Annotated in this window: 32 protein-coding genes; 21 read left to right on the forward strand and 11 right to left on the reverse strand. The window is 40.2% G+C overall.

All coding sequences use genetic code 11. The features are described 5' to 3' along the window. Positions 1-103 precede the first annotated feature (103 nt). Together BK584_RS21665 and BK584_RS21670 are read left to right on the forward strand one after the other, a co-directional pair. On the forward strand, positions 104-379 hold the full coding sequence (locus BK584_RS21665; protein ID WP_078394518.1) for a hypothetical protein: 276 nt from the start codon (positions 104-106) through the stop codon (positions 377-379). A 240-nt stretch (positions 380-619) separates the two neighbouring features. Further along, the gene (locus BK584_RS21670; RefSeq protein ID WP_078394519.1) at positions 620-1,462 is read left to right on the forward strand and encodes a hypothetical protein; all 843 of its coding nucleotides are present in this window, start codon (positions 620-622) and stop codon (positions 1,460-1,462) included. Positions 1,463-1,653: 191 nt separating this feature from the next. Here BK584_RS21670 and BK584_RS21675 read toward each other — a convergent pair whose 3' ends face one another. Together BK584_RS21675 and BK584_RS21680 are read right to left on the reverse strand one after the other, a co-directional pair. Then, positions 1,654-2,448, reverse strand: coding sequence for an SDR family NAD(P)-dependent oxidoreductase (locus BK584_RS21675; protein ID WP_078394520.1), 795 nt, complete (start codon positions 2,446-2,448; stop codon positions 1,654-1,656). A gap of 162 nt (positions 2,449-2,610) precedes the next feature. Beyond that, entirely contained in the window at positions 2,611-3,621 is a 1,011-nt protein-coding gene (locus BK584_RS21680; protein WP_078394521.1) for an AraC family transcriptional regulator, read from the reverse strand. Between the two features lie 277 nt (positions 3,622-3,898). Here BK584_RS21680 and BK584_RS21685 point away from each other — a divergent pair, with 277 nt between their 5' ends. The 3 genes from BK584_RS21685 to BK584_RS24825 all read left to right on the forward strand — a co-directional run bounded on the left by BK584_RS21685 (position 3,899) and on the right by BK584_RS24825 (position 5,820). Then, complete coding sequence (locus BK584_RS21685) at positions 3,899-4,783, forward strand: GNAT family N-acetyltransferase (RefSeq protein ID WP_078394522.1); 885 nt, start codon at positions 3,899-3,901, stop codon at positions 4,781-4,783. Positions 4,784-4,946: 163 nt separating this feature from the next. Beyond that, positions 4,947-5,381 (forward strand): PH domain-containing protein, encoded by a 435-nt coding sequence (locus BK584_RS21690; protein WP_078394523.1) that lies wholly within the window; start codon positions 4,947-4,949, stop codon positions 5,379-5,381. Between the two features lie 268 nt (positions 5,382-5,649). Beyond that, on the forward strand, positions 5,650-5,820 hold the full coding sequence (locus tag BK584_RS24825; protein ID WP_169871455.1) for a hypothetical protein: 171 nt from the start codon (positions 5,650-5,652) through the stop codon (positions 5,818-5,820). A 185-nt stretch (positions 5,821-6,005) separates the two neighbouring features. Here BK584_RS24825 and BK584_RS21695 read toward each other — a convergent pair whose 3' ends face one another. Continuing rightward, positions 6,006-6,479, reverse strand: a complete 474-nt coding sequence (locus BK584_RS21695; RefSeq protein WP_139365733.1) for a hypothetical protein — start codon at positions 6,477-6,479, stop codon at positions 6,006-6,008. A 101-nt stretch (positions 6,480-6,580) separates the two neighbouring features. Here BK584_RS21695 and BK584_RS24830 point away from each other — a divergent pair, with 101 nt between their 5' ends. Both BK584_RS24830 and BK584_RS24930 read left to right on the forward strand, forming a co-directional pair. Continuing rightward, entirely contained in the window at positions 6,581-6,721 is a 141-nt protein-coding gene (locus BK584_RS24830) for a hypothetical protein (RefSeq protein WP_169871458.1), read from the forward strand. Between the two features lie 136 nt (positions 6,722-6,857). Continuing rightward, the gene (locus tag BK584_RS24930) at positions 6,858-8,582 is read left to right on the forward strand and encodes a hypothetical protein (protein ID WP_180320520.1); all 1,725 of its coding nucleotides are present in this window, start codon (positions 6,858-6,860) and stop codon (positions 8,580-8,582) included. Between the two features lie 512 nt (positions 8,583-9,094). Here the strand turns inward: BK584_RS24930 and BK584_RS21705 are convergent. The 3 genes from BK584_RS21705 to BK584_RS21715 form a co-directional block, all read right to left on the reverse strand. After that, the gene (locus BK584_RS21705) at positions 9,095-9,517 is read right to left on the reverse strand and encodes a DUF1801 domain-containing protein (RefSeq protein WP_078394525.1); all 423 of its coding nucleotides are present in this window, start codon (positions 9,515-9,517) and stop codon (positions 9,095-9,097) included. A 186-nt stretch (positions 9,518-9,703) separates the two neighbouring features. Then, positions 9,704-10,267, reverse strand: a complete 564-nt coding sequence (locus tag BK584_RS21710; RefSeq protein ID WP_078394526.1) for a DUF4256 domain-containing protein — start codon at positions 10,265-10,267, stop codon at positions 9,704-9,706. An 85-nt stretch (positions 10,268-10,352) separates the two neighbouring features. Then, the gene (locus tag BK584_RS21715) at positions 10,353-11,330 is read right to left on the reverse strand and encodes a helix-turn-helix transcriptional regulator (RefSeq protein WP_078394527.1); all 978 of its coding nucleotides are present in this window, start codon (positions 11,328-11,330) and stop codon (positions 10,353-10,355) included. A 108-nt stretch (positions 11,331-11,438) separates the two neighbouring features. Here BK584_RS21715 and BK584_RS21720 point away from each other — a divergent pair, with 108 nt between their 5' ends. The 3 genes from BK584_RS21720 to BK584_RS21730 all read left to right on the forward strand — a co-directional run bounded on the left by BK584_RS21720 (position 11,439) and on the right by BK584_RS21730 (position 13,652). After that, a complete protein-coding gene (locus BK584_RS21720; protein ID WP_078394528.1) occupies positions 11,439-11,978 on the forward strand; it encodes a dihydrofolate reductase family protein in 540 nt (179 codons plus the stop codon). A gap of 78 nt (positions 11,979-12,056) precedes the next feature. Further along, positions 12,057-12,536 (forward strand): nucleoside deaminase, encoded by a 480-nt coding sequence (locus BK584_RS21725; RefSeq protein WP_078394529.1) that lies wholly within the window; start codon positions 12,057-12,059, stop codon positions 12,534-12,536. 246 nt (positions 12,537-12,782) lie between these two features. After that, positions 12,783-13,652 (forward strand): cation diffusion facilitator family transporter, encoded by an 870-nt coding sequence (locus tag BK584_RS21730; protein ID WP_078394530.1) that lies wholly within the window; start codon positions 12,783-12,785, stop codon positions 13,650-13,652. Positions 13,653-13,726: 74 nt separating this feature from the next. Here BK584_RS21730 and BK584_RS21735 read toward each other — a convergent pair whose 3' ends face one another. Then, positions 13,727-14,275, reverse strand: a complete 549-nt coding sequence (locus tag BK584_RS21735) for a GNAT family N-acetyltransferase (RefSeq protein WP_078394531.1) — start codon at positions 14,273-14,275, stop codon at positions 13,727-13,729. A 53-nt stretch (positions 14,276-14,328) separates the two neighbouring features. After that, positions 14,329-15,378, reverse strand: coding sequence for a GNAT family N-acetyltransferase (locus tag BK584_RS21740; RefSeq protein WP_078394532.1), 1,050 nt, complete (start codon positions 15,376-15,378; stop codon positions 14,329-14,331). A 279-nt stretch (positions 15,379-15,657) separates the two neighbouring features. Here BK584_RS21740 and BK584_RS21745 point away from each other — a divergent pair, with 279 nt between their 5' ends. From BK584_RS21745 to BK584_RS21790, 10 genes are all read left to right on the forward strand, one after another. After that, positions 15,658-15,849 (forward strand): hypothetical protein, encoded by a 192-nt coding sequence (locus BK584_RS21745; protein ID WP_078394533.1) that lies wholly within the window; start codon positions 15,658-15,660, stop codon positions 15,847-15,849. Positions 15,850-16,306: 457 nt separating this feature from the next. Beyond that, positions 16,307-17,482 carry a chromate efflux transporter gene (gene chrA / locus BK584_RS21750; RefSeq protein ID WP_078394534.1) on the forward strand — a complete coding sequence of 392 codons (1,176 nt, stop codon included), beginning with the start codon at positions 16,307-16,309 and terminating at the stop codon, positions 17,480-17,482. A 258-nt stretch (positions 17,483-17,740) separates the two neighbouring features. After that, positions 17,741-18,004, forward strand: a complete 264-nt coding sequence (locus tag BK584_RS21755) for a helix-turn-helix transcriptional regulator (RefSeq protein ID WP_078394535.1) — start codon at positions 17,741-17,743, stop codon at positions 18,002-18,004. A 39-nt stretch (positions 18,005-18,043) separates the two neighbouring features. Then, positions 18,044-18,946 (forward strand): DnaD domain protein, encoded by a 903-nt coding sequence (locus BK584_RS21760; RefSeq protein ID WP_169871460.1) that lies wholly within the window; start codon positions 18,044-18,046, stop codon positions 18,944-18,946. After that, complete coding sequence (locus BK584_RS21765; protein WP_169871461.1) at positions 18,894-19,742, forward strand: ATP-binding protein; 849 nt, start codon at positions 18,894-18,896, stop codon at positions 19,740-19,742. Before BK584_RS21760 ends, BK584_RS21765 begins: the two co-directional genes overlap by 53 nt. Further along, positions 19,723-20,400, forward strand: a complete 678-nt coding sequence (locus BK584_RS21770) for an N-acetylmuramoyl-L-alanine amidase (protein WP_078394538.1) — start codon at positions 19,723-19,725, stop codon at positions 20,398-20,400. Before BK584_RS21765 ends, BK584_RS21770 begins: the two co-directional genes overlap by 20 nt. A gap of 1 nt (position 20,401) precedes the next feature. Beyond that, complete coding sequence (locus BK584_RS21775) at positions 20,402-20,701, forward strand: hypothetical protein (RefSeq protein ID WP_078394539.1); 300 nt, start codon at positions 20,402-20,404, stop codon at positions 20,699-20,701. A 110-nt stretch (positions 20,702-20,811) separates the two neighbouring features. Then, entirely contained in the window at positions 20,812-21,039 is a 228-nt protein-coding gene (locus tag BK584_RS21780; RefSeq protein WP_078394540.1) for a DUF1659 domain-containing protein, read from the forward strand. A 19-nt stretch (positions 21,040-21,058) separates the two neighbouring features. Then, positions 21,059-21,277 (forward strand): DUF2922 domain-containing protein, encoded by a 219-nt coding sequence (locus tag BK584_RS21785; RefSeq protein WP_078394541.1) that lies wholly within the window; start codon positions 21,059-21,061, stop codon positions 21,275-21,277. Positions 21,278-21,336: 59 nt separating this feature from the next. After that, on the forward strand, positions 21,337-21,501 hold the full coding sequence (locus BK584_RS21790; protein WP_078394542.1) for a YvrJ family protein: 165 nt from the start codon (positions 21,337-21,339) through the stop codon (positions 21,499-21,501). Between the two features lie 594 nt (positions 21,502-22,095). Here BK584_RS21790 and BK584_RS21795 read toward each other — a convergent pair. The 3 genes from BK584_RS21795 to BK584_RS21810 form a co-directional block, all read right to left on the reverse strand. Then, positions 22,096-22,788, reverse strand: coding sequence for a DEAD/DEAH box helicase family protein (locus BK584_RS21795; RefSeq protein ID WP_078394543.1), 693 nt, complete (start codon positions 22,786-22,788; stop codon positions 22,096-22,098). Positions 22,789-23,316: 528 nt separating this feature from the next. Then, positions 23,317-23,817, reverse strand: a complete 501-nt coding sequence (locus BK584_RS21805; RefSeq protein WP_078394545.1) for a site-specific integrase — start codon at positions 23,815-23,817, stop codon at positions 23,317-23,319. Positions 23,818-24,101: 284 nt separating this feature from the next. Beyond that, positions 24,102-24,545 carry a helix-turn-helix domain-containing protein gene (locus BK584_RS21810; RefSeq protein ID WP_078394546.1) on the reverse strand — a complete coding sequence of 148 codons (444 nt, stop codon included), beginning with the start codon at positions 24,543-24,545 and terminating at the stop codon, positions 24,102-24,104. Between the two features lie 175 nt (positions 24,546-24,720). On the opposite strand from BK584_RS21810, the gene BK584_RS21815 reads away from it, so the two are divergent. Beyond that, positions 24,721-25,914 (forward strand): hypothetical protein, encoded by a 1,194-nt coding sequence (locus tag BK584_RS21815; protein ID WP_078394547.1) that lies wholly within the window; start codon positions 24,721-24,723, stop codon positions 25,912-25,914. Positions 25,915-25,916: the final 2 nt, after the last annotated feature.

Here is a 25,916-nt window from a genome sequence, read left to right on the forward strand (position 1 = left end):
TTTCTTGAAAATGCTTAAAAACGGTGATAGACAACCGATAAATATAGTACGAAAGAAACGGGTAAAAATTCGTCTGTAAATGGGGCGACTTAGGAGGAACCAGATGTTTATTAAAGAGAAATTTACTAGTTGGGGGCTTTATCTTATTCCAATCGCCTTGCTTTTCGTGTTGCCGCCTGTTGCTATGTTCGTGCTACCGGAAGAGCATGAAGGCTTTATTGAAGCGAAAGAATCAGGCAATGTGCTAATCATTGCAAATGAAGAGGTTGTTGTTACCGATCATGTATATGATGAAGTGAATGAAGGGGAATATATCCAAATAAAAGGGAATAAGATGGAGATGTTTGATGTTAAAGGTAAATTAACTAGTGAACGTTAAGATGATTCATTAAGGCATGGGGACCAGTTCATTTTTCAAGCAATAACACGTTAAGAAGATCGTTTCGTTTATATTGAATGATAAAAAAGACCAATCTTAGAGATTGGTCTTTTTTTTTAGTGTAACAAAAATCTAAAAAATGACTAAACTATTAGGACTTCATTTCATTAAAAGGGCAACCTCGGGAGCGCCTAGATTTTTAAAATACATAAGATAATCTATTCGACAGGAGCGGTTTTTATGAAAAGTGGTGATAACTACTATATTTGTAGTTCGTCCAGTAATATTATCAATTTTCAAAGAACCTCAACAAACGGCGGCAATTTCTGTTGTTCATTCATCGCAAAAGGGACTGGACTGACTGGACCAACTGGAACGACCGGGGTAACTGGTGTAACAGGGTCAACGGGAGCGACAGGAGTAACTGGGGTAACTGGAGCAAGAGGAGCAACCGGAGAAACGGGAGCCACGGGATTAACAGGAGTAACCGGAGTAACAGGAGCAACCGGAGCAACCGGAGCCACGGGAGTAACCGGAGCCACGGGAGCGACCGGAGCAACTGGTGTAACTGGAGCCACCGGAATAACAGGCCCGCTTATTTCATCATTTGGGTTTTCGGCACTAAAAACAGCTGCAACTATAAGTGCTGCTGGTCAGTTGACTGGATGGACGACACCAAGTCCTTTTTATACAGGAACCGGATTTGACGCAACAGGTGGGAACTACACGGTTCCAGTAAGTGGTAGGTATTCGATTAAGGCAATCATTAATTATCGAACGTCTGCTGCCTTAACCGCACAAATTGGAGCTGGTGTTAACCCTGCTTTTACTATTCAAAGAATATCATCAACGGCTACGACAATCGCAACAGGGCTTATATCCATTTTAGATGTAAGTATCCTGCTCTTACTGACTTTAAGAGTCATCCTTGGCTCTGGAGAAGTCACTCTTGTAGCTGATGTTGAATTGAATGCTGGTGATGTTTTGGGAGTATTTTATGTATCAAATGGACTGACCATTAATTTAAATATAGGAGCATCCATTCCTGCTGGCACTATATGGTCCGTTCACAGAATAACCTAGAGCAATAAAATCATTGTTTTATATGGTATACGTGGGATTAGATGCTTGAATAAGTCATCTATTTTTACGTATTAGGGATTTTCTTGATGGAGGAGAGGACTCATTGTAGGCGCTATAAAAAAGAGGTTATAAATAATTACACAACAAGATGGAGCTGTTACCTTCAGCTCCATCTTGTTGATAAACAATTACTAAAAAATAGTCGGAACCATCCCACCATCCATACGAATTGGTGATCCTTTGAATGCGGATGCATAAGGACTACATACAAATGTTGCAAGTCTACCGATTTCGCTAGGCTTAATAAATCGTTGAATTTCAGATTGAGGCAGGTTTGCGGCCATGAAGGCTGTTTCTTTTTCGAAAAAAGTCATATTTTTAGTAGGGTAAAGCTCATCGATGATTTGGTGCACCTTCTCAGAGAGTGTAGGTCCCGGCATAATCGTATTCACTGTTACTTCAGTACCTTTTGTTAATTTTGACAAGCTTTTTGACAACGATAGTAGCATCGACTTTGTCATGCCATATTGAGGCATCTGTCCTGAAGGCATGATTGCTTCTTCACTCGCAATAAAAAGAATGCGACCAAATTTATTTTTAAGCATGTTAGACAAGTAAAATTTTGTTAGTGCATTTGCCGCAAGCACATTTGTTTGAAAATAGGTCTCCCATACGTCGTCGTTAATGTCCTCGTATGGCATGATTTCATAGATTCCTATGTTGTTCACTAACAAGTCAATAGCGGGGAACTTTTGAAATAAAGCTTCTCTTTGCTTAGGATCAACAAGATCAGCTGCTGCATTTTGAGGAGAGGTAGCTGGGAAGCTTGCCTTCATTTCCGCAACGGTTTGTTCGACCTGTTCATGATTGCGTCCGTTAATAAGTACATGAACGCCTTCCTTAGCAAGCTCTATAGCAATTGCTTTCCCAATTCCTTTCGTTGAACCTGTAACCAATGCTGTTTTATTTTGTAATCCTATATCCATCCTACATGTCTCCTGTCTATTTACTTACCGCGTCATTTGTTAGTAACTGTGTGCCGGTTCGTCTTTATCATACTGGTTAACAGTTGTTTGGTAACTAGTAGACAGCGCCATTGTTCTTGCTTTACACGCCATTGATGAAATTTTACCTATGGATTGAGTTCATTAATGTTCTCCAAGATGGCTTGTGCGCCAATTCGCAGGCGTATCTCCTTCCCACAGGCGGAACGCGCGATAAAACGAATTCTGATCTTCATATCCGACTAAGAAAGCAATTTCTTTTATATCGAGTGTAGGATCTATTAAATGCTGTCGTGCCTGCTCGTGCCTCGCTTCTGTTAAAAGATGTTTAAAGCTTGATTGTTCTTCAGTGAGCCGGCGCTGTAAGGTGCGTTCGCTCATCCCCAACTCTTTAGCGACCGTCTCAATGTTAGGGCGCCCTGCAGTAAGAGTGCGTTTCATAATCCATTTGACTGTCTCGGTAATTGAGTAACTGCGCTGTTGTTCGTTTAACGAGTGATCTAGAGCAGGAGATAAAATGTCCAGTAATTCTTTGTTATATGAGATAAAAGGGCGGTCCAAATCTTCCCGAGAAAAAATCAATTGATTGGATTTAGTGCCAATTTTTATAGAACAACCGAAATAAGATTCAAGTGTTTTGACATCACCCATCGGCTGTGAGAATTGGACAGACTGCGCCTTCAGTGGCTGGCCAGTGCCCCGGCGTCCAAGCTCCAGTAAAAAGGCCAATGTAATCCCGATTAATATTGGTGGGCAAGATTGCTCGTTCTCTAGCCATTCTAGCTCGAGGCTACAATGCTCTCCTTTTTCCGTCATTCGTAGGTTTTCGGGAGGGCACATTTGTTTGTAACGAGCCATCCGTTGTAGCGCATCACGGTAATCTCTAGCGTGGTAAGTTGCTAGTACCGTCGGCGGGTACTTTGTTGTTTCAAAGCCAGTCGCAAGCTCGATTATTCCTTTAGCCATGTCTCCAATGAGCTCGGAATACGCATGCCAAATCGCAAAGTACTGAGCGGTTGTAACAATCGGTTCTGTTACTATCGTAAGCGACAGGTTTACTCTACGAGCGACATCGTGAGCTGCCACTCCGATTTGGTGTAATCCAAGCCAAAAACCAGGTGGCATTTTAATACGGTCAGATGGTTGAGACTTCATAAGTAGAGCCTCCTTCTTAGAGATTGATTTGTTACCTATTATCGTACTTTGCCCATGTCGACTTGTAACTAGCAAATAGTGACAAGTGGCTTGCTGATTACGCCAAGTTAGTCAGGTGGGTAACTTCAATATGTTCCAAACACGTTTCTGACTACTCGTAAAGAAGCCGCCATTTTTTAAAGGGGGCTTCTTCCGTGTCATTTTTTCTGTCTACTTTATATAGAAAGGTTTGCTAAATAGAGTGGAAAATAAGAAGATGTAAAAAGGTACGAGGAAAATGAATGAGTATGAGTTGGTCAGTGATTATCGTCACAATAAGGTTTTGAGAGAACAATTTAATGAATTGGTGAAGGTGACGTTTGGGATTGATTTTAGCGTATGGTATGAGAAAGGCTATTGGAACGAAACGTATATCCCGTATTCTTTTATTGATAATGGGAAGGTAATTGCGAATGCATCTGTGTATAAGATGTCTGTTGTCATCAACGATCTTTCCTATGATGCGATTCAAATTGGTACAGTGATGACGGATAAATTATATCGCAACAAGGGATTGGCGAAGCGTTTGATGGATCATATTATAGAAGAATACAAAGGTTCCTGCGATTTTATGTACTTGTTTGCGAATGAATCGGTCTTAGATTTTTACCCGAAACTTGGGTTTGTTCGTATTGATGAAAGTGAGTATCGTTTAAACGTAAACAACAGCAATACGCAACGAGAGACAAGCGCGTGTCCACGAAAATTAAGTGTTGAGGACGACCTGGCAATACTTGAGCGCTTCGCAACAAACCGTTTGATCGGTCATACACTGGACGTGAAAAACAACAAAGAGTTATTGATGTTCTATTTCGTTCTTGTTTTTTCAGAAGCGATCTACTATATAGAAGAGCTAGAAACGATCGTTTTAATGGAACAAGATGAAGACATCTTGCACGTTTACGATTTAATTTCACTGAAAGAACAGGAGATGGAATTGATTTTAAGCCATTTCTGTTTAGATTCAACGAAAAGTGTCGTTTTGCATTTTACCCCTGAAAAGCAGATAGTAGGAATGGACGTTCAAGTTGTGCCAGCTGATGACGATGCCTTATTTGTTATAGGGAACGCACCATTTTTAAACAACAGGCATGTGAAATTTCCGCTAACCTCTCATTGCTAAAAAACGTATGAAACGGGGCTATCTCACATAGCCTCGTTTCTTTTTTTAAAAGATTTGTTCAAACCATTATAATTTTCACTATCATCCTTCCATTATAATTTTCACTATCATCCTTTATAATGGATGTCGAAATGATAGCCTCTCAAAAAAAGGGGAAAATACAATGACTTTTCGTTCAAAAGTAGATCGTTCTTTATTACTCGTTAGCTTTTCTACACCTTGGTTAATAATGTTTCCAGCTTTTTTTCTTTTTAGTGAAGCAACATTCATTATGTTGGTTTCTTTTATTCTCGCTGTTTGCTTTATGTGGTGGTATATCCAATCGATTACGTTTGTTTTTGATAAAGAGTATTTACTCATTAAAAGTGGGCCGGTTAAAAAGAAAATTCTGTATCAAAACATAACAAGGGTTACTCCCACAACAGAAAAGTATACTGGATTTCGAATTTCAACGTCTGATAAGGGACTAGAATTAAGTTTGAAATTAGAGGCTGTCAATAGTATGAAGATTTTACCGAGGAATAAACATGCGTTTATTACTGAATTAAGAAAACGATGTCCGCATGCAGTCATTTCGGAGAATCAAGAATTTGAGTGAAAGCCCTTTTTAAAAGTAGAAAGGGTTTTTTATTCTATCTACTTCTTTAAAAAAATAGATCGCTTCCGAGACTGTAAGTAGCGAGGACTGCCAAACCTCATTTTTGCTCGCATGAAGAAAAACAACTCGCTAACGGTCGATTCGCTTGTGTCTATAACTAAAGAGCGTTTAGAGCTTGATTCGAAGGTTGAACAAAGAAGTTTAAATCGACGTCATTTGGGCTACTTAAGTAAGGTAGGTATCAACCAACAAAGTGAGGAGGATATCTATGTTGGATCGCTTAGAGCGAGATCTGTTTCGTCGAGAATTGAAATTCCTGAAAATGTTAAGGAATAAAATCACCGATAAAGAGGTTCGTTTCGTAAAGATGATTGATGATCAGATTAATCATCTTGAATCGATCCTTCATGAAGAAACAGATAATGCAATCAATGATTAGTAGGAAAGGATGGAGTAATGCCCATCCTACATATCCGTTGCGAAGAGGGGGAACTTCCTCACTAGTGATTGATTGGTACTAATCAGATTATAGCTCTGATCTGAACGGGGAACGTATCGTTTATACGTTCCCTTTTTATGATTCGTGCCTGTGTCAGGTCGATTTTGCACATATTCACTAAAGACTTATTTTGTCTCTTTTTCAAACTTCTCTCGTGCTTCCCCAATTAATTTTTCTGCATCTTCCATTCTTTTTACAGCAGTAGATGTTTGCTCGTCGTCTTGATTGATTAGTGCTTCTAAATAAGAGAAGCATGCGGCGTGCAAAGCGTACCTACTTTCTAAAGCAATTGTATAATGATCTGCAAATCGCACGGGTACTTTTTCTTTCATATAGATTTCAAAAGCAATAATATCCGCAAGCTCTTCTGCTTGGAGTGTGTCTAATTCATCTATTGGATGTTGATTTTCTTCATTCTCTAAAGAAGCATAAAAAGATTCATGAAAGCTGTCCATATCATCATTAAATACGATCATCGTATCTACATAGAAATGTTCCTCCTTAGATAACTCTGCTCCTCCAAATGCTTCAAAACTGCAGCCAGATAATAGTGAAAAAAGAATGATAGCCATCGATAATCGCCACTTGATTCTTTTCAACATTCAGCCTCCTTTTGGATTAATGACAAGTATGTATATTCCTAGAAATCGAGCGTTATTCTTTTTTCTGGAAGGAAGGAGAAGGAGGGAAACGTTGACTTGTGGATGGAATGTTTCGACGAATAGATAACAAAATCGGTGGAAGAAATGTTATCTGCTACGTAAAGAAATACTGCAAAATAGAGTGGTCGTTTGGAGAAAACGATTACGACGTAATAGAAGAAGAGGAAGACGGAAATTAAAAAAAGATAAGTAGAAATGAATCTCACGCATAAGCATGCTGAGATGTTTTTGTTGTTTGGGCGAATAAAGGGAGAAAGGACGCCTTTGGAGGGAGTTGCATATACATAAGGCTAGAGAAATGAGTGAGGTGAGAGAATGGGCTGTTCTAAATGCAAGCAAAACACATGTGAATGTAGTCCTAAAGACAATGAAATTCAAATTTTTAACCGCCCAAATGTTGGTATTACGGGTCCAACGGGTCCAACGGGTCCTGCTAGTGGTGGTACGGGAGTTACAGGATCAACAGGAGTAACGGGAGCAACTGGAGCCACGGGAGTCACTGGACCTACCGGAGCAACGGGAGCCACTGGACCTACCGGAGCAACCGGGGTAACGGGAGCGACCGGAGCAACAGGACCAACGGGACCTACAGGGTTAACAGGAGCCACCGGAGCCACCGGAGTAACGGGAGCAACCGGGGTAACGGGAGTCACCGGAGCAACAGGAGTAACGGGAGCCACCGGGGTAACGGGAGCAACGGGAGTCACCGGAGCCACCGGAGCGACCGGAGCGACAGGAGTAACCGGGGTAACGGGAGCCACCGGAGTAACCGGAGCCACCGGAGTAACCGGGGTAACGGGAGTCACCGGAGCAACAGGTGTAACGGGAGCAACCGGGGTAACGGGAGTCACCGGAGCAACAGGTGTAACGGGAGCAACCGGGGTAACGGGAGTCACCGGAGCAACAGGAGTAACGGGAGCCACCGGAGCCACGGGAGCAACAGGAGTCACCGGAGTCACCGGGCCAACAGGATCAACAGGAGTAACGGGACCAACAGGAGCCACAGGAGTAACAGGAGCCACCGGAGCGACCGGAGCAACAGGAGCAACCGGGGTAACGGGAGTCACCGGAGCCACCGGAGCCACCGGAGTAACAGGGGCAACCGGGGTAACCGGAGTAACCGGAGCAACAGGGCCAACCGGAGCAACAGGGCCAACCGGAGCAACAGGGCCAACCGGAGCAACAGGGCCAACCGGAGCGACCGGGGTAACCGGAGTGACAGGAGCAACAGGAGTAACGGGAGCCACCGGAGCCACGGGAGCAACAGGAGTCACCGGAGTCACCGGGCCAACAGGATCAACAGGAGTAACGGGACCAACAGGAGCCACAGGAGTAACAGGAACGACCGGACCTACTGGTCTTACAGGATCAACGGGAGTATCAGGTCCAACGGGGACCACAGGAGCTACCGGAGCAACTGGTATCACAGGAGCAACTGGATTAACGGGAATCACTGGTGCTACAGGAGCAACAGGATCGAGTATCACTGGTCCCACGGGCCCGGCGGGGGCAACTGGTTCAGAGGCTGGATCGGTATTTTTGCAAACGACGACTTTAGGAAGTGTAAATACTCAAATCCCATTTAATGTGGGCGCGGGAAACAACGAGATTTTAGGCGCTTTAGTTTATAATAGTGAAACGCCAGTAGTTGTTGATTTTTTGGCTTGCTACGTTACGCAAACGGGGACAGCTGGACAATTTCAATTGGCGATTGCTGTACCGACGTCAAATATCGCTGCTCAAGTAGTAGCGGTGACAACTAATGTCACAGCGGCATTACCTGGAGGTCTTTTCATATTACCACTAACAGCTCCATATACGATTCTTGGTGATACGCCTTATTATTTAATTATTAAGGATCAAGATAATGGATCTGCATACGGAGGAATAGATGCAGGATATGGAACGGTTGTTGAAGGGCCACCCATTAACTTCAGGCAGCAAAACGTGAATAACCCACTTGCGATCGGTGATGTGCTAAATACGAGTGATGTGAGCTTGTCGCTATCGCCATGGATTGCAGCTCTTACGCAGGAATAGAGGAAGGTTAAACGAGATAAAGCGTCCCTTTAAAGCGAGGCGTGTGTTGACAAGTGAGAGTAGAAGAGCATAAACTAAAAGGACTAAGACGATACTAAAAAAGCCTATGTTGCAGTGGTTGCACCCACTACAACATAGGCGAAAACAGATGAGTCAACTCAAAGGTTGGCGCATGAGTCTGAACATGCAGAACAACAAATACGCCCCTCAACGAGTTGTCAGGCTCGAGGGGCTATTTGTCTTTTTTAAGAAGCAATACCAAAGTAATCATTCCAATGACAAACATGGCTGTGCTTGATGCGACAGTGATTACGAGAGTGATTGCTTCAAATAGTGACAAGGCTTCACCCCCTTTTGCTAGGAGTGTCGCCGCCCTTCGAGTCTTCTGTTTATCCTTCTGTTTATTGTATCACGATTGGTCTGTTTATTCGCGCCATTATAGGTACATTCAAAAAGTGAATAAGATTACCCAACTAAACTATGTTCACAAAGGCCAGTAGGTCTCTGTTGAGTTATGGATTTGGATACGTTTCTTGTAAAAAGGTGACAGACTGCTTAATGAATGCTTTTAATACGTCGATGTCAATGTCAGCCACTTTATTAATGTACACACATGATTTACCGGTTGTATGTTTTCCGAAGTTCGCTAATAAATGCGCTCGCTCCGTATCACCAGTTGCAAAATATAAACTGATTTTCGCTTTGCGAGGCGAGAAGCCGACTAAGGGTGCGTCGCCTTCGTGACCAGAGGAATACGTGTAATGATAGTGACCAAACCCGATGATACTGGGTCCCCACATTTTGGCTTCAAAACCTGTTGTTTCAGTAAAAATGTCTAGTAATGTATATGCATCTTCCCGTTTTTTAGGGTGATCGACACTTTCAATAAACTCAATGACGCTGTTGTCTGTTTCTTTGGTTTTTGGTTTGTACATTGGTATAGACCCATTCCTTCCAAAGGATAATTTTATGCTGGATGATATGTTCTTGATAGACGATTGATAGTCCTTCTATTTTACTTTGGATTTACCTTTCAGGAAAGCGAAGTTGAATGAAACGCACCCTACTACAAAAAGAAGAAGAACTTCGAGATCTTCTTCTTTTTCGAGTTGTTGACTAATCTAAACCTTTAACACGCCACGAAACCCTCTGGCCGCGTAATAAGAGGAGGCCCCATTGTGGTAAATGAACACTTGTCCAAAGCGGTAATCACCAAAAAGAGCGCCACCAAGTTCTCTAATAGTAGAAGGTGTTTGAACCCAACTAGATGTTTTTAGATCAAATGGACCATGTTCTTGCAACGAACGGTATTGAGCTTCCGTTACTAATTCAATGCCCATGTCTGTCGCCATATCAATTGCGTTGTTTTCAGGTTTATGGTTTTTCCTTGATTCCAATCCCTCAAGGTCGTAACAAGTGCTTCTCCGTCCTTTAGGACTTTCTGGTGCACAATCAATAAAGATGTACTCGTTTGTTTCGGTATCAAACCCAACAACGTCGGGTTCGCCGCCCGTTCGTTCCATTTCCTTTAAAGACCATAACTTTTCGGGATTGCTTTCTAATTTTGCTTCAATGGCAGCCCAGTCAAGATCTTCATGTCTGTTCATATGTTTGTCAAACCGTTTTTTTAATACGCCTAGTACTTCTTCACGCTGCTCCAGTAACAATTCTTTCTTATTGCTCATCGGTTAATCTCCCTTACGATTTATTTTGTTAAAAATACGATACTTTGCGGTGGTTGTCTACTGCCTTTTTTCTAAAGTTATAGATTCAGTCTCCAATTTTAGCTATCTCTTGGTACATAGTAACCACTTCTTGGGCTGAACGAACCACTTCTGCTCTCAAATCGGTTGGAGAAATCACTTTTAGTTGATTGCCAAATCCTAAACAAAATTCAAGCGCCTCTTGTTTGTCATTAAACGTTAACTCAATAAAAGTCCACTCTTTTTTAGGGTGGGGTTTAACATGGAGGGCGTGAACAAATTTTGATGTGAATGTGATCCGCTTTAATAGGGCCTTTGTGGTTTCAAGTGTTACAACATACTCTGGCAAACGACTAATAAACGCCGCTTTCGACTTTTCCCAGTGATCGATTAAATGAAAATGAGGAGGTCTTTTAAATTCATCATCTAAAATAGTGGCGGCGGTTATTCGTGATACGCGGTATGTACGAAATTGGTTGTCTCTTTTTGCGATGACATACCATTGGTTTGTTTTAGCGACTAAACCTAAAGGTTCAATTTCTCTTATATCTTCTCGTCCGTCTGCTTTCTTGTAAACGATCTCGAGTTTTCGATTTTCAAAAACTGCTTTTTGGACCACTTCTAAGTACGTTGTCTCTGCTTCCCCCTCTCTCCATGTACCTGTATCAATATAAATGCGTTCCCAAATCGTTTTTGTCTCAACACGATGACTTGTTGGCATAGAAGAAAGTAGCTTTTCTCGAACATCAATCATTCCCTTATTAATCCCTAAATCGTTTAAGAGTTTTTCAGATGGAAACGCTAATAAGGAATGAAGATCGTCAGGTTTTAAGGCCGTTAAATTGGTTTTAAAGTCATCTAAAAGGGACCAGCCTCCATGTTTGCCCCGAACGGAGTAGATCGGTATTCCAGCTACACTTAACGCATCCATATCTCGGAGTATCGTCCGTGGAGAAACATCAAGCTCCTTGGCTAATGCGTCTGTCGTTATTCTACCTCTGTTTTGTAAGAGGGATATAATTGCAATAAATCGTTCTGCACGCATGAAATCACCTCATTTGTTTATCGTAACCAATAGATTATCCTTTTAATATGACAGAGGGTGTCGTATTAAGATTTTATAATGAGTGTACACGAAAAAAGGGGTGTTGACATGAGTGAGAAAAGAAATGTGGTTTTATTTATTGCAACGAGTTTGGATGGGTATATTGCGACAGAAGAAGAACAATTAGATTGGTTGTTTGAAGTTGAGGGAGAAGGAGATAATGGCTTTTCTGCCTTTTACGAAACGATCGATACCGTTTTGATGGGAAGAAAGACGTATGATTGGATAAACAACGCAGACAATATGGATGAATTTCTATATAAGGATAAGAGAAGCGTTGTTTTCACACGATCGACATTGGAAGATAATGACCATACACACTTTATCAATCAGAATATAGAAGGTTTTGTGAAACAAATAAAACAGGAAAAAGGGAAGAAAATCTGGTTAGTCGGTGGCGGTCAACTCGTTTCTACCTTTTTGGAGAACAATTTACTTGATGAGGTCATTGTCACGGTTGCACCAAAAATCATTGGGAAGGGGATTCCACTCTTTCCTGAAGGGACGTATAAACAAAACCTTTCGTTAGAAGGTGTGCAAACGTTTAATCAGTTTGTTGAGTTGCGTTATAAGGTCGATAAGAAATAGGAAAGCTTTATCGTGCTAAGTGGTTAGGTTTGGGGTATTGTAAAAGAAGAAGCAAAAAAAGTAAGGAGGCATACCCTAATGATTACAGCTACAGATAAAGAATACCTCAAACGAGCTGTTGGGCTAGCAAAAAAAGCGTTAGAAGCAGGCGATGAACCCTTTGGTTCTGTGCTCGTTTCAAACGATGGCGACGTCTTATATGAAGATCATAATCATGTATCAAGTGGAGATCAGACCCAGCATCCAGAGTTCGCCATTGCGAGATGGGCAGCGTTGTATTTAAAAAACGAGGAACGCTCCCAGGCGACGGTTTATACGTCTGGAGAGCATTGCCCGATGTGTGCATCGGCACATGCATTCGTAGGGCTTGGACGAATCGTCTATGCCAGTTCGTCTAAGCAGCTTAGGCAATGGAAACAAGAGTGGGGTGTTCAAGCAGGAAACGTAAAAGGATTAGCCATTCAAGACGTCGTACATCAGATTGAAGTAGATGGACCTGACGAAGAACTTTCAGAGCAAGTCCGACTTTTGCATGAACAAAAACATAAGAGTAAATAATGCGTAAAACGAAGCGACATAAAGATGCGCTTCGTTTTTGTTACGTCTTATAGGGTGCTTGAAATGGTTAAGCTTTGTTAGTGTCATTAGACGATTGTCTTTAGTTAGTCTCTACTTAAATTGTTTCGTCTGGGAAACTCTTTTACTATCCCCCAATACCTTTTGGAATGCGAAAAAAGGTTGCTATAGACCCACTCGAAACCCGCTTGCTATAATCAAATCATTCGTTGTCAAGGGGTGTAGCAAGTGGAAGAAAGATATAGTGAACTTAGAGAAGGTGAGCGTGGAGCTGTTGTCAGCTTAGTTTCGTACATCATCCTTGCCATATTAAAATTAACCATTGGTATCTATGCTGGATCAGTCGCTTTGCGCGCTGACGGTTTTAATAATGTTACAGATATTATCGTATCCATTGCTGTTTTAATTGGGTTACGTGTTTCTCAAAAGCCACCAGATAAAAATCATCCCTACGGTCACTGGAAAGCAGAAACAGTGGCCGCTCTTATTGCGTCCTTCATCATTATGGTTGTCGGGATTCAAGTATTAATTGATGCTTTTGGCTCCTTTATCTCTGGGAGTGCCGAAGCGCCAGCCCCAATTGCTGCATGGGTTGGGGGGGTTGGTTTTGTGGTCATGTTCGGTGTTTATCTATACAACCGTCGACTCGCCAAACGAATTAAAAGCCAAGCGATCGATTCTGTCGCAAAAGATAACTTATCGGATGCATTAGTCAGTGCCGGCGCGACGATCGGAATTATCGGCGCACAATTTGGCATGCCTTGGCTTGATCCAATTTTGGCCGTTGTAGTCGGTTTTATTATCTGTCACACAGCCTGGGGGATTTTTAGAAGTTCTTCTTTATCCTTAACAGATGGCATCTCGAAAAAAGAGATTGATCAATTAAAAGAAACGATCTATCAAGTGGAAGAAGTCACCGCTGTCAAAAATGTAAAGGCCAGGTATTATGGCAGTAGTTTAATCGTTGATCTAGTAATTGAATTAAACAAATCTCTCACTCTAGAAGAAGTACACGATATTACCGACTTGGTTGAAGAACGTGTGAAAACGGAGCACCGAGCGATTGACGTTCACGTCCATGCAGAACCTGGTCATTAAGTATGATCGATCATTTGAAAAACCTGACTCTTCATGCCTTTAGGCAGAGTCGGGTTTTGTTGGTTAAAGTAGACTTAGTCTGTGATACAATCATTAAGCTGTATGCGCCAAATCATATGATCATGCCCAGTACCCCAATAGTCTTTCAGCACAAAATGAGGGTCGCTAAATTTCTTAATCCATATGCTTTGCGCGCGATGATAGCCACTATCTAAATAGAATTCGGTGATCCCATTTTTTTGTAACGTAGCATAAACCGCTTGGAGCAATAAATTGCCTACGCCTTTCTTTTGAAAGTTAGGGTGCACAAATACGGTACCTATTTCGATTGGATTCTTGTCAGCATCGGTTGTCCATTTTTTGATGAGATCACTTACTGGGCCATATTCAATAGAGCCTATAATCGTGTCACCATAATAAGCAATCAAAAAATATCTTTTTTCACCATTGCTTGCAAAATCACTTTCTAAATAGGTTCCCTTCGTTTCGATTTCATTCTTCATCTCATTTAATTTGTCGCCTATCCCTTCTTTCGTAAACGTATCCGTGACCACTGTTTTAAAAAATTCGTTTACCTGTACACGGTCCTCTACTACTGGTCTTCGAATCTCTACGTGTAGCATTCAAACCACCTCCAACCATTCCTACATAAGAACGTGCACTTAGACGCTTAGTCTTAGGAAGAACGTATCTTTTTGGCGAACGCTTTCCATTCTGCCTTATCTTGAAACGAAGCAAATTCGTTATAGTTTAGAAGATCGTTCACAGGAACGCTCGGTTCCAGTGCAACAAGATCGTTAATGGTGAGCATGGACCTTTCCATGTTGTTTGATAACCCCCAACATCTCGCAGCTTGCCTATAATATTTTGGTTCAATTTTATTCATTTGTTCGTAGTGTATGGCCCATTCACTCCATTGTTCATGTGTTAAGTCAGTGACATTTTCAATTGGTGGGTATGGGGAGAATGAAAGATATTCTTTTCCTTTTTTGAATCCTATTTTCTCAGCTATTGTATAAGAACCGACATTTGTATCAACACAATGCCAGCCAATTTCCTTCACTCCATTTAACATACTCGAATCGACAGTCGCAGCTAGAGCAATCGAACCTAATCCTCTTCTCCTAAAATCTTTGTGCGTGTGTATGCCTATTTCGATTTGATCCCCAACGATACAATCGACTAGACACCAGCAAACAATTTTATTGCCTTGTCTTATATACGCTCCTAAGCAGTAATCTTTCACTTCGTTCCTGTTTTTGAAAACAAACCATTCTTTTATTTTTTCACTATTTTCATACTGAATGTCATCTAACGTATCGACCTGTACGTATTCCAACGTGTATTGGTTATCCAAAGATGCGACATAGTTCTCAAAGCGAAGTTCCTCAAACTGATAGTATCTCCGCTTATATTTCTTAAGCGCTCGATTACAATGAATGTCATTGATTTTCTCTTCCCAATCGCTCGTATCACATGTAATTGGATCATAGAAGTCTAATAGTTTTTTTACTCCTTCATTAAACTTCTTATTGTTTGAATCACCCGCAACAACATTACATTCGGGTGTCATGATCAACGTTGAAGACGGTTCTTCAACATGATCAACATAAATCTCACCTGGGGTATTTCCTGTAATAACGGCAGCAATCGATAACTCATGATTTGTATGCTTAATCAACTTTGACACTTTACCAAAATCACGTGGGTCTAATTGATGAATCAACTAACCAGCTCCTAATCTATTTTTTTACATCTAATACATTTCGATCTACGCGTACAATAAACCTGCATAGATTGGTCTCTAGAAAAAATTGTGTGAGTGATAAGCAGAACGTTTTTCAGGTAGAGATGACGAGGGGACAGTGGATCATGAGCGAAGGAAAAATGAAAGGAACCAATGGAGAAATAGGGTGGTTGAACGGATGGTGAAAGAACATGTTTATGATTTGTTTCAAAAGGTATAGCTATCATAGTCAATCAGTTAGTGGACAGGAGGTGCAAAATGAGGAAAATCATAACAAATGCAATTATGGCGAGTGTGGTTGTTGCTTTAATAACCGCATTATTCAGTTTTTTGATACGTGGAACGCTTAACTGGATAGATGTATTAAACTCTGTCCTTGGAACATTTATCATTTGGGCAGTGTTGTTCCCTCTAGTTAATAAACATTGGAGAGGTCAAATGGAAGAGTAATGGCGGGGGTGTAACATGTTAAGAATGGGAATGATTTTCTGTATTCCTCTTATGTTTTGGTATGTGATTGAACGGTTTATTTTTTCAATCACAGGCTGGGGGGAACCCGTGTTTTTTTATACTTCGGACTGTTATTCCTTGTCGCTACAGTAATGGCTTTAAAAGACAATCCAACAAGAGAAGTCAAAATACAGTCAGCTGTAGTCCTGCTACTTTTAGTTGTACCGGGGTTATTTCTAGGCATTCGAAATTTACTGAACGGATAAGCTGTTCGCAAAAGCGGATGGTTTTTTCCTCCTAAAGGAGACGGACAGGAAGAACAATAAGGCTTAAACACAAATCCAGCCCTTTTCCTAATTATTAATGAAAAACCCCTTTATTTTTAAAGCAATTAAAGATAGGATTTATTTATACATAGGGAACCGTTTAATGAGATTAGGGGAAAAAGGAGAACGAGATGAACAACATTAAGAATTTAATAGAAATCTTCATTGTCTCTACTCGGTTAGGACTTACTTCTTTTGGTGGACCAGTGGCTCACTTAGGTTATTTCCATGCAGAATATGTTCAAAAGAGAAAGTGGATGAATGAAAGGGGTTATGCGGATTTAGTTGCGTTAAGTCAGTTTTTACCGGGGCCTGCGAGTAGCCAAGTTGGAATTGGGATTGGTGTTATGCGAGGCGGCATTTTAGGAGGGATTGTTTCATTTATTGGGTTTACCATGCCTTCTGTCCTTGCTTTAATTCTGTTTGCGTATGTAGCTCAACAAGTTGGTGTGGCAGATTCCGGTATCATTCAAGGGTTAAAAATCGTTGCTGTTGCGATTGTTGCACATGCGATTCTTGGTATGGCAAAAAACTTGACACCCGATCTTGCAAGAAAAACAATCGCTTTATTTGCATTAGTCGCCACATTGCTTATCCCTCATTTCGCATCACAAATAGGGGTCATACTAGTGGCGGGCGTGCTGGGTTTTATCCTTTTTGGAAATCATAAAGATCATGAAGCCGAACCGATAAAAATGCCTATCTCAAAAAGAGTTGGCACTCTGTTTCTAACGCTTTTTGTTGCTTTATTAATTGGTCTGCCCATTTTAAGTAGTTTCAGTTCATCTACATGGGTTGACATCATTGATCGCTTTTATCGAGCTGGCTCATTTGTGTTTGGTGGTGGCCATGTTGTCCTCCCTTTATTGGAGCGAGAGTTTGTTCCTACTGGTTTGATCAGTGCAGAGTCATTTTTAGCTGGCTACGGCGCGGCTCAAGCGGTACCAGGACCATTATTCACTTTTGCTTCCTATATCGGAGCCGATATCGGCGGTTGGGTTGGCGGTGTCGTTGCGACCATCGCGATTTTCTTACCAGCAATCCTTCTGATCATTGGGGTTTTCCCATTTTGGCATTCCTTACGAAAGAAAAGGAAAATAAATGGTGCGTTTCTAGCCGTAAATGCTGCGGTCGTTGGCCTATTAATCTCCGCATTTTATCAACCGATTTGGACCAGTGCAATCCTTTCTCCATACGATTTTTCTTTAGCAGCAATTTTGTTTTTTATGTTGGTTTATTTAAAACTGCCTCCTTGGAGCATTGTACTCGTTGGTGCGTTAGGGGGAGTATTCATTCACTCGTTATAATGTGGTGAATTCGCTTGATGAAACCTATTTCCAAAAAAATAAAGAGACCAATTCCATCAACTGGGATTGGCTTTTTTCGTTCGCCTGATGGAGAAAATGAAAGCAATAGACGATTGATCCAAAGGAACTGGGCGTAATGAAAAATATAACTGGTTATAAATGCTTGGTAGCTATTAACAATTTGCGAAGTTCCAGATAAAATTTAAGTAGTATAAGTCATTTGACACAGTCATCAGCCAAATAAGAGGAGATGATTTGATGAAAGTAAGACGATACTACCATGATCCGAATCAACTAATGATTGATTTAAGGAAAGAAAAAGGGTTGACCCAACAAGAACTGGCAAACAGATTGAGTGTTAGCCAAACAATGGTTGCGGAAGTTGAAGCGGGCAGGAAACAATTCACCGAAGAAAAGCAAGCATTCACAGCCTTTATCTTAGGCGCCACAGCAAAAGAGTTGTTCCCAGAAAGAATCGATCGCAGAAGAGCACACTTCAAGAAAAAATATCAAAATAATTAGATAAAAAGAATTTGTATGGATGAAGGAGACGAGGATGCCATGAATTTTATGACCATTTACATGATCTATGAAACGTATGAACGCCAAGACCTATTCCCTAGACATACGCTGGCATTATGGAGAGCGCTGTTATTTGTTGCGGCGAATCGAGAAGGGTTGCAGTTTACGCTCGTTAACGTTGATTTAATGAAAGAAGCTGGATTGAAGAAAGATTTGTTTTTTGCTGCGCGAAAGGAACTTGAAGAGAAGGGTTATCTGCTTGTCGAAAGTGTGCGTGGCAGTCGCTATGCCACGTACACACTTTTAGATGGATCATCTAAAAAAGCAACAAAAGCTGTCGGCAAACCCGTCGCTCAACCTGTCGGCAAACCTGTCGGCGAAAAGGGTACGGAAATGCAGGTGAAGGCTGATGTACCAACGGATAAAGTTGTCGACAAACCTGTCTGTGAACCTGTCGATAAACCTGTCGAGCTTTTGTCCTCACACGCGTCGCGTACGCATGCGGGGGAGAAAGGGTTTGATTCTAAGTCTTTAAAAGCTTTTAAAACCAAAGATCAAAACCTTGCTACTACTACTCGCGGCGCGGCGATTCTTGCTCATGCTGAATGTGTGGGCTTTCGGCTCATAAGTGGGAGGATGGTACATGGACTTGAGGAATGGTTAAAGCGAAATTCGTTTCCAGAGAGCTTATTAATGGCGAAACGGGCGCTTGATTTGGCAAGTGATGCGAATGCCTTTAACTGGAATTACGTCCAAACGCTTTTGATCACGTGGGAGAAGAAGCAATTTACAACGGTTGCTCAGACGATTAAAGAACGGGAAGAGTGGTTTAAACAACGTGCGTATCAGGCAAAAAAACAAGCAACTATGCGGAAAGGGGATCAAGATGATGAATCCGGCAAGAGAACATTTTTCGAACAGCATCCATTTGCAGACTTCTGAAGACAATGTGGTCAGTCGGTATACGTGTGAAGGGTGTGAACAAAATGTCACTGTTTACAATGTGGAAGCGTACCAAGGACCAAACAAAGGGACTTTTCGTCCTATTCCCTATGGATGCAAGTGTGAAGACCTAGAACTAGGTCGGCTTGTCTTACGGCGACAGCGAGAGATTCTTGCAAAACAGCGGAAGGAGCTTTTCGACCACCATAGCCTCGTCAACAGCGACTTATTAAAGGCTTCCCTTGATTCGTATGAGCCCACAACAGAACAACAAACGCTCGCACTCCAAATGTGTCGCCATTATGCGTTTACCTTTTCAATGGACAAGCCGCTTAATCTCCTTTTCAAAGGGGGCTGTGGAGTGGGCAAAAGCCATCTCGCTATGGGCATTATGAAAGCGTTATTTCGAAAGCGGTTAAACGGGATTTTTATTACAGTGCCCCAGTTGCTCACGTATTTAAAGCATACGTTTCACGATAAGAAAGTGAGTGAGTACGAATTGATCCAGCGCCTGAAAAATGTGGATTGCCTTGTGCTTGATGATATTGGCGCTGAGTATACCCGTAACGACCGAGAAAATTGGGCTGTCAGCAAAGTGTTTGAATTAATTGATGCCAGACTTGGCAAACCAATGATTTATACAACGAACTTATCAAGCAGGCAATTATACGACCGGCTCGGAAAAAGGAACCATTCCCGTCTTTTGTACAACACAAAACTGATCCGCGTAGACGGAGTCGATTTTCGGGCCAATGATTTTAATAGGAGGAACGCAGATGAAGAAAGTTATGATTGACGCAGGACATGGAGGAAGTGATCCAGGTGCAGTTGGGCACGGGATGCAAGAAAAAAGCTTGGTCCTGATGATCGCGAAAGGGATTGAAGCAGAACTATCAGCATATCAAGTTGAAGTGAAACTAACACGCGCGACGGACCGGATTGTCTCGCTCACGGACCGAGCCCGGCAAGCAAACACGTGGGGAGCGGACTTGTTTGTTTCGATTCACATCAATGCAGGTGGAGGGACAGGCTTTGAGTCTTTTACACATCCAAGCGCTGGTCGAACAACAAAAACGATGCAACAAACCATTCATCAAGCGATCATAAAGCAACTAAACGTGCGAGATCGAGGTCAAAAAACAGCGAATTTCGCCGTTCTAAGAGAAACAGAGATGCCTGCCGTCTTAACCGAAAGTCTGTTTATCGATCATGTGCAAGACGCAAAGCTGTTGAAAAAACGCAGCACGATTGAAGCAATTGTGGCTGGTCACCGTGAAGGCATCGTCAACGCTCTCGCACTCTCGAAAAAACATAAGCTATCTGTGCATGATCAACTGTATCGCGTCATTGTCGATAACAAACAAGTAGGTGCCTATACAGAAGCGAAAAACGCTGCCAAACAAGTTGAAGCTCACTTTGGTCGCGCGAAATCGATTCGATTGGAGCGTGTGTAAGATGGGAACTTCAGTTTTAACTGGCTGCGTTAAAAAGATTAATATTATTAACCGTACAGGTAGAGAGCGCTGGCACCAAGAAATCCAAATTCTCGTCTCTGACATCGAAATGAATAACGACAACTTAATTGAAGTTCGCCGCTTCCGCCCGGACGAAATCGTCGAGATCCAGTTGCGCTCTGCCCAGTTATCGCTGTTCGACAAACCAGAAGACGAAGCCTCCACAGAGAATGACGTCGAAGAACTATGCATCGAAAACGGAGGAGACAACCCTAAGATTGAAAAGGAATTTCGTTTCTAACAACGTATCGGTTATAAAGAGCGAATAATGGTTATATTCATTTAATTTTTGATACAAGCAAGAAAGTCAGATGCTACTCTTACTCTATCAACAGGAAAGGAGGAACCCCAATGGCCCGAAAACAACCGTACGCACAACGTCTAAACCTCGCAATGGAGAACGGCTTCACTGACACAGGCAACCCGATCTTTCGCCGTTTCGGTTTCAGTGTCCAAACAGACGCTGACATTGACCAACTGTTCCTAGTTGCCAACGCTATTGCCAGCCTCTGCAGCTTAACGCTAGGCGAAGCAACATTAACAGAAAACAGCTATCTACGCCCAAGTCCAAACAACTAAACGAAAGGAGAGCAACCCAATGAACGAAAAAACACTGGAACTACGCTTCCGCACCGACGAAGGCCAAGTGATCACGATTCGTGTCCCAACACCAAAAGACGATCTCACTCAAGCGGAAATTAGCGACGTGATGGACACGATCTTAGCGAACAACGTCTTCTACGGAAATGCATCAATGATCACAACAAAAGTTGACGCACGTATCGTCACACGCGCAGTTGATACAATCGCCGTCTAACAATCAAAGCGGCTCCACCAACCGGAGCCGCATTTCTTTACTAGAAAGGATGAAAAACAATGACAGACTGGGTCACACTTATTTCCAATGTTGGCTTTCCGATTGCCGTCGCCTCGTACTTACTCGTCCGACTCGAACCGGTTGTAAAAGATTTGCAGCAATCAATCGCCGGACTCACAACCGTGATTAGTAGACAGGAGAAGGATAGCGGAGAGAGGGAATGATGGAAATGCTAGAATCATAGATAAAGGGCGGGTGTCGGGAACAAGCGCGGGGAGGGGGCGCTTGTTTTTTTATGTAAGGAACGGTCCAGTGTTAGTGAGGAATATACGTTACTAGTAAATCGTCTTTATCTTAGTATGTAAAATGGTAAGGTGGGGGTCAGCGGTTCGAATCCGCTTGGAAGCTTCGTAAGTACTGATTTAATAGGGTTTAATTATTCTTCAATTAATTATATTTTCTGATTTATAGTTAACTTCTAACCTTTATTATATGGAATAGTACTCAACAGGTATCTTTAGCATGAGCAATTAAAAACTGTCTTAAATGAAGTTGATGGAATAATGGATTATAAATAGTGAGACAAATATTGTATCTGTAATTTTTCTAATCAAAATAGTGTGGAATTCCCTTATCTTTTCAACACTATGATTAAAAATTGAATGCTAACCATCCACAATAATTAACACAGCTAGGATCAAGCTTCGTATTGTAACCACTAAATAAATATTCAACTAAATTATTACTCGTTTTTAGTATTTTAAAATGTCATTTATATCTAATTATTATTAAGGTTATTATTCAAGGTAATAGTCCATTTAAGTAAGAGTGGCGTTAACTCTTATTCCAGAATGGTACTCTAATCTTATATGGCTATCTAGTTCCTCAACTAAATCGAAAGCCTCATCAAATTGATCTAACGACCATTCATCACGTTTCGATTTTAATTCGCTCTTTAAGTAGCTATTAAAATAAAGACCCAGTAGACCACCGTTGTTATTAGCTTTACTGTAAATCCAAGCATATTCCTTCGGTAAAAGATTTTTATCCTCAATAAGATTTGTTTCATCTAAATTTAACTCAAAGTCAACGACTATTTGAGGAATAACTTCTTCTTTAATCTTTATGTCTAAGTCTTTTTTCGTCCGTCTATAATAAAGATCAGGTCGTGTTAATTTATCGGTATCAGTACTTCTTTTCGACTGTCTTATAAAGTCTTTAGCTTGATCTTCGTCAATATTTAGCATTGCTTTTAATTCTAATTTTTTTCGTTTCTCTTCCCGTATTACCGTTTGTGGAGTAATTATTAGTACTCTACCTTCTGAAATACCAAAAGGAGCTATTCCCATCAAGCCTGTTTTCCCTATACCGGTTGGTAAGTTAACCATTGCATGCTCATTCTCATTGTCATTAAGAAAATGGTTAAATATTGCTTCATAAGCTCTTTCTTGAGGTTCTTTAAGTAAGGCATTACCTTTGATATTTGATGTAGCTTCTAAGAAATAACTCATAATTTGCCTCCTGCATGACGTATTTCCTATATTATCCTTTTATTTTCTTCAAGCGTCCACCAATAATTATGATTATAATCCAATGGATCCCAAGAAAAGTATAAATAGCATAACTTTAGGTCCGTGAAAAAACAGGATACAGCTGTATTGATATGAATTAGCTGCATCCTCTATTATTAAAGCAGTTAAATGCTCCACCAATGAACTTTATTAATGCTTTTATTGGTTATATTCAAATGTTACTTCGATAGACCCTTCCGCTTTTGAAAAAACTTGTTAGTTATAGGTGTCTTGTCGCTTATATTAATATCGACCTCCCATGAATGTTCGATTCCTTCGTTAGTCATTTGAAAAACCAGTATATTGTTATTTTGTGTCTCAGTTAAGAAGTGGTTATAAAGAGAATCTAAAGACCAGTCTTCACTTACATAAGATTTATAACGATCGATGTTTGCAATAGCTATATTGACGGTATCCCCAAATGCCATAGTTTATTTCAAGTATGCTCTCCTCCAGTAATAATATAGTTTAATCCTTGTATAAATTCTTACTAAACATTGCAATAGCCTCTCTGTGAATTGAAGGTAACAAGTGATTATAAGTATCTAATGTTGTAGTGATACTCGTATGTCCTAATCTCTCCGCCACTACTTTTACCGGAATACCTTGCAAAAACATTAAGGTTGCATGCCTATGCCTCAAATCATGAAAGCGAATGGAAGGTACATTAGCATCTTCTTTAAGCTGATACCATTTTCGGTTTAGATTGCGGGGAGTTACATGTGTACCTAAGCTAGTGCAAACAACTAAATCATTATCTTTATATTCTCTTCTAGCTCGTTCTTTCTCATATTCAACTCGTGCTTTACGCTTCTGTAATTTACGAACAGTTACTTCATCTAAATCAATTGTACGATTAAAGCTAGCTTTTGTTTTCCCATCTGAATTCCCATATGGAGTGTGAGTCACAACAGTACGCAATAACTCTTTTTTAAAGTCGACATCCTTCCAGAGAGGATATATTTTAATTTAATTATTAATTATTTTGGATATTCAAGTAATGGATATAGAGTCTTTCTATTTTCGAAATAAAATAAGTAGGATAGGTGGATGGAGAGTGTCGGTCCAGGAAACTCAGATAATTAACTGCCATGTTAAGAGTTATTATATTTTCGAGTTCGGAGTCAAAATGAAAGTTAGGATTTTTTTTTATTAAATCTAATGCTTCATAAAATAATTGGTTTGACTTTAAAAAATCGTTTTTAAATCTCAAAGTAATTCCTAAAGAGATGTATATTTTAATATCGAGAGAGTTAATTTCTCCGTTGAAATCGTTTACTTTTAGTATTGATAAAAATTTTTTCTGCATCGTTAAATCTATTTTCTGTCAAATGAAGCATGCCTTCAAAAATCATTTGTTGTTTTTTTGAATACGTAGAGTCAATAGTAATGAGCGACTTAAACTCATGAAACATTTTCTTGTACTGGATAAAATTATAGCTGTTATAAAGATTATATAGAGAGTCGACGAAAAAGTCGAAATTATCCGGATTTTCCACTTCGAAAAATCTCGTTAAATAGTTCAAACTGACGTTCAGTTTCTTAGCTATATCATATATAACCTTAATAGTAGGGACAGTACTACCGGATTCAATTTTGCTTATTAAGGATTGATCACAAATGCTTTCAGCTAGTTTTTTTTGAGAAATCCCTTTTGATTTTCTTATTTCAGCAATAGCTTTTCCTAAATTATACATTAAATCACTCCTAGATCAATTTTATGAATATATTCATACAGATCTAAGAATATAGAATAATATGTTAAATATATCAAGTAAAAGACTTGTATTCTATATAATATGAATTTACAAAGTATTTTCTTAAATCAGTCTCGTAGGTTATAGTATTTTTAGAGAGAGGGGGTGTACTTAGATGACAAGGTATAAAGAAATTATTGCTAATTCTGATGCTTCTATTTTTCCTTATGAAGATTATATGTTAGAACCGGTAAAGATTGACCGAGGAAAGCTAAAAGAGTTAAGAGATGCTAGCAAAAAGCTATTAGCCATTTTCTCCAAGTATGTAAAGGAAAAAAAAACGTCTCTGATTGAAGGTTCCGGGTTAGAAGCTTTCGAAAAAATTTTACTGTCAGACCAAGAAATAATGGAATTCTTTAGATGGGATGTCATTAAAGACGCAAATGGCAATTGGAAGTTTATTGAATTAAATGGGGGCAGTACAGTTGGCGGTTTGGCGGTTTTTAAATTAAAGGACATCTATGAAGGATTAGATAATTATCAAAATTTAAGTGATCCTAATGCTCTTGTTTGTTGGGGAAAAGCTTTAAAATCACTCATAAAAGGTAAGAATGTTGTATTTGTAGGCGATAAGGATTACCTAGAAGAGAAATATTCTGTATTGAAAGTTTTAACACGGGAATTAAAGAAACATACCACTTTAGTTTCGATAGCATCGCCAGAACAGTTGATGTCTATTAATAATTACGTATATTTAAATGGGGAAAAAGTGGATTTTGTCTACAGACTCTTTACTATCGAAGATGTGAAAAACAACTATTTTTTATATAAGGATCTGTTGAGATCAGTTCTACTTGATAAGGTAATGATGCCAATGGGTTTTTATCAAAGCGATGTATTAGGGAATAAAAATGCTTTTTCTCTCTTATATGAGTTAGCAGAAAAAAATCAGCTGGATCACCATGAAAAAAAAGTGATTTATAAATATGTACCTAGAACAATCAATCTAAAAAATGCTTCTTTAGGCTATCTTATGAATAATAGAGAAAATTTATTAATTAAATCGGCATTGGGGTATGGAGGAACAAACATTTTCTGTGGTTGGAAATATACCGCTTTAGAATGGGGTTCATTAATTAAAGAGTGTAATTCCAGTACACATCAATTTGTTGTACAAGAAAAGATTTTTTTTGATGAGCAAAAAAATGATTACTTTTCTGAACAAAAGATACAAAGCAATCTGATGAACCTGATTTGGGGAGTATACATCGTTAATGGGCGCTATTCCGGTAGCGTAATTCGCGCAAATATTAAAGGAACAGATTTAATTGGTGGTAATAACGGTTCCAAAGTAGGGATCATTAATTAGAA

It is taken from the genome of Shouchella patagoniensis, from assembly GCF_002019705.1.
Taxonomy (GTDB): Bacteria; Bacillota; Bacilli; order Bacillales; family Bacillaceae_D; genus Shouchella; species Shouchella patagoniensis.

Excerpts from the sequence above, each read along its gene's own strand:
- BK584_RS21665 (WP_078394518.1), top strand. The coding sequence starts at position 104 with ATGTTTATTAAAGAGAAATTTACTAGTTGGGGGCTTTATCTTATTCCA.
- BK584_RS21670 (WP_078394519.1), top strand. The coding sequence starts at position 620 with ATGAAAAGTGGTGATAACTACTATATTTGTAGTTCGTCCAGTAATATT.
- BK584_RS21675 (WP_078394520.1), bottom strand. The coding sequence starts at position 2,448 with ATGGATATAGGATTACAAAATAAAACAGCATTGGTTACAGGTTCAACG.
- BK584_RS21680 (WP_078394521.1), bottom strand. The coding sequence starts at position 3,621 with ATGAAGTCTCAACCATCTGACCGTATTAAAATGCCACCTGGTTTTTGG.
- BK584_RS21685 (WP_078394522.1), top strand. The coding sequence starts at position 3,899 with ATGAATGAGTATGAGTTGGTCAGTGATTATCGTCACAATAAGGTTTTG.
- BK584_RS21690 (WP_078394523.1), top strand. The coding sequence starts at position 4,947 with ATGACTTTTCGTTCAAAAGTAGATCGTTCTTTATTACTCGTTAGCTTT.
- BK584_RS24825 (WP_169871455.1), top strand. The coding sequence starts at position 5,650 with ATGTTGGATCGCTTAGAGCGAGATCTGTTTCGTCGAGAATTGAAATTC.
- BK584_RS24930 (WP_180320520.1), top strand. The coding sequence starts at position 6,858 with ATGGGCTGTTCTAAATGCAAGCAAAACACATGTGAATGTAGTCCTAAA.
- BK584_RS21705 (WP_078394525.1), bottom strand. The coding sequence starts at position 9,517 with ATGTACAAACCAAAAACCAAAGAAACAGACAACAGCGTCATTGAGTTT.
- BK584_RS21710 (WP_078394526.1), bottom strand. The coding sequence starts at position 10,267 with ATGAGCAATAAGAAAGAATTGTTACTGGAGCAGCGTGAAGAAGTACTA.
- BK584_RS21715 (WP_078394527.1), bottom strand. The coding sequence starts at position 11,330 with ATGCGTGCAGAACGATTTATTGCAATTATATCCCTCTTACAAAACAGA.
- BK584_RS21720 (WP_078394528.1), top strand. The coding sequence starts at position 11,439 with ATGAGTGAGAAAAGAAATGTGGTTTTATTTATTGCAACGAGTTTGGAT.
- BK584_RS21725 (WP_078394529.1), top strand. The coding sequence starts at position 12,057 with ATGATTACAGCTACAGATAAAGAATACCTCAAACGAGCTGTTGGGCTA.
- BK584_RS21735 (WP_078394531.1), bottom strand. The coding sequence starts at position 14,275 with ATGCTACACGTAGAGATTCGAAGACCAGTAGTAGAGGACCGTGTACAG.
- BK584_RS21745 (WP_078394533.1), top strand. The coding sequence starts at position 15,658 with ATGAGGAAAATCATAACAAATGCAATTATGGCGAGTGTGGTTGTTGCT.
- chrA (WP_078394534.1), top strand. The coding sequence starts at position 16,307 with ATGAACAACATTAAGAATTTAATAGAAATCTTCATTGTCTCTACTCGG.
- BK584_RS21755 (WP_078394535.1), top strand. The coding sequence starts at position 17,741 with ATGAAAGTAAGACGATACTACCATGATCCGAATCAACTAATGATTGAT.
- BK584_RS21760 (WP_169871460.1), top strand. The coding sequence starts at position 18,044 with ATGAATTTTATGACCATTTACATGATCTATGAAACGTATGAACGCCAA.
- BK584_RS21765 (WP_169871461.1), top strand. The coding sequence starts at position 18,894 with ATGAATCCGGCAAGAGAACATTTTTCGAACAGCATCCATTTGCAGACT.
- BK584_RS21770 (WP_078394538.1), top strand. The coding sequence starts at position 19,723 with ATGAAGAAAGTTATGATTGACGCAGGACATGGAGGAAGTGATCCAGGT.
- BK584_RS21775 (WP_078394539.1), top strand. The coding sequence starts at position 20,402 with ATGGGAACTTCAGTTTTAACTGGCTGCGTTAAAAAGATTAATATTATT.
- BK584_RS21780 (WP_078394540.1), top strand. The coding sequence starts at position 20,812 with ATGGCCCGAAAACAACCGTACGCACAACGTCTAAACCTCGCAATGGAG.
- BK584_RS21785 (WP_078394541.1), top strand. The coding sequence starts at position 21,059 with ATGAACGAAAAAACACTGGAACTACGCTTCCGCACCGACGAAGGCCAA.
- BK584_RS21790 (WP_078394542.1), top strand. The coding sequence starts at position 21,337 with ATGACAGACTGGGTCACACTTATTTCCAATGTTGGCTTTCCGATTGCC.
- BK584_RS21795 (WP_078394543.1), bottom strand. The coding sequence starts at position 22,788 with ATGAGTTATTTCTTAGAAGCTACATCAAATATCAAAGGTAATGCCTTA.
- BK584_RS21810 (WP_078394546.1), bottom strand. The coding sequence starts at position 24,545 with ATGTATAATTTAGGAAAAGCTATTGCTGAAATAAGAAAATCAAAAGGG.
- BK584_RS21815 (WP_078394547.1), top strand. The coding sequence starts at position 24,721 with ATGACAAGGTATAAAGAAATTATTGCTAATTCTGATGCTTCTATTTTT.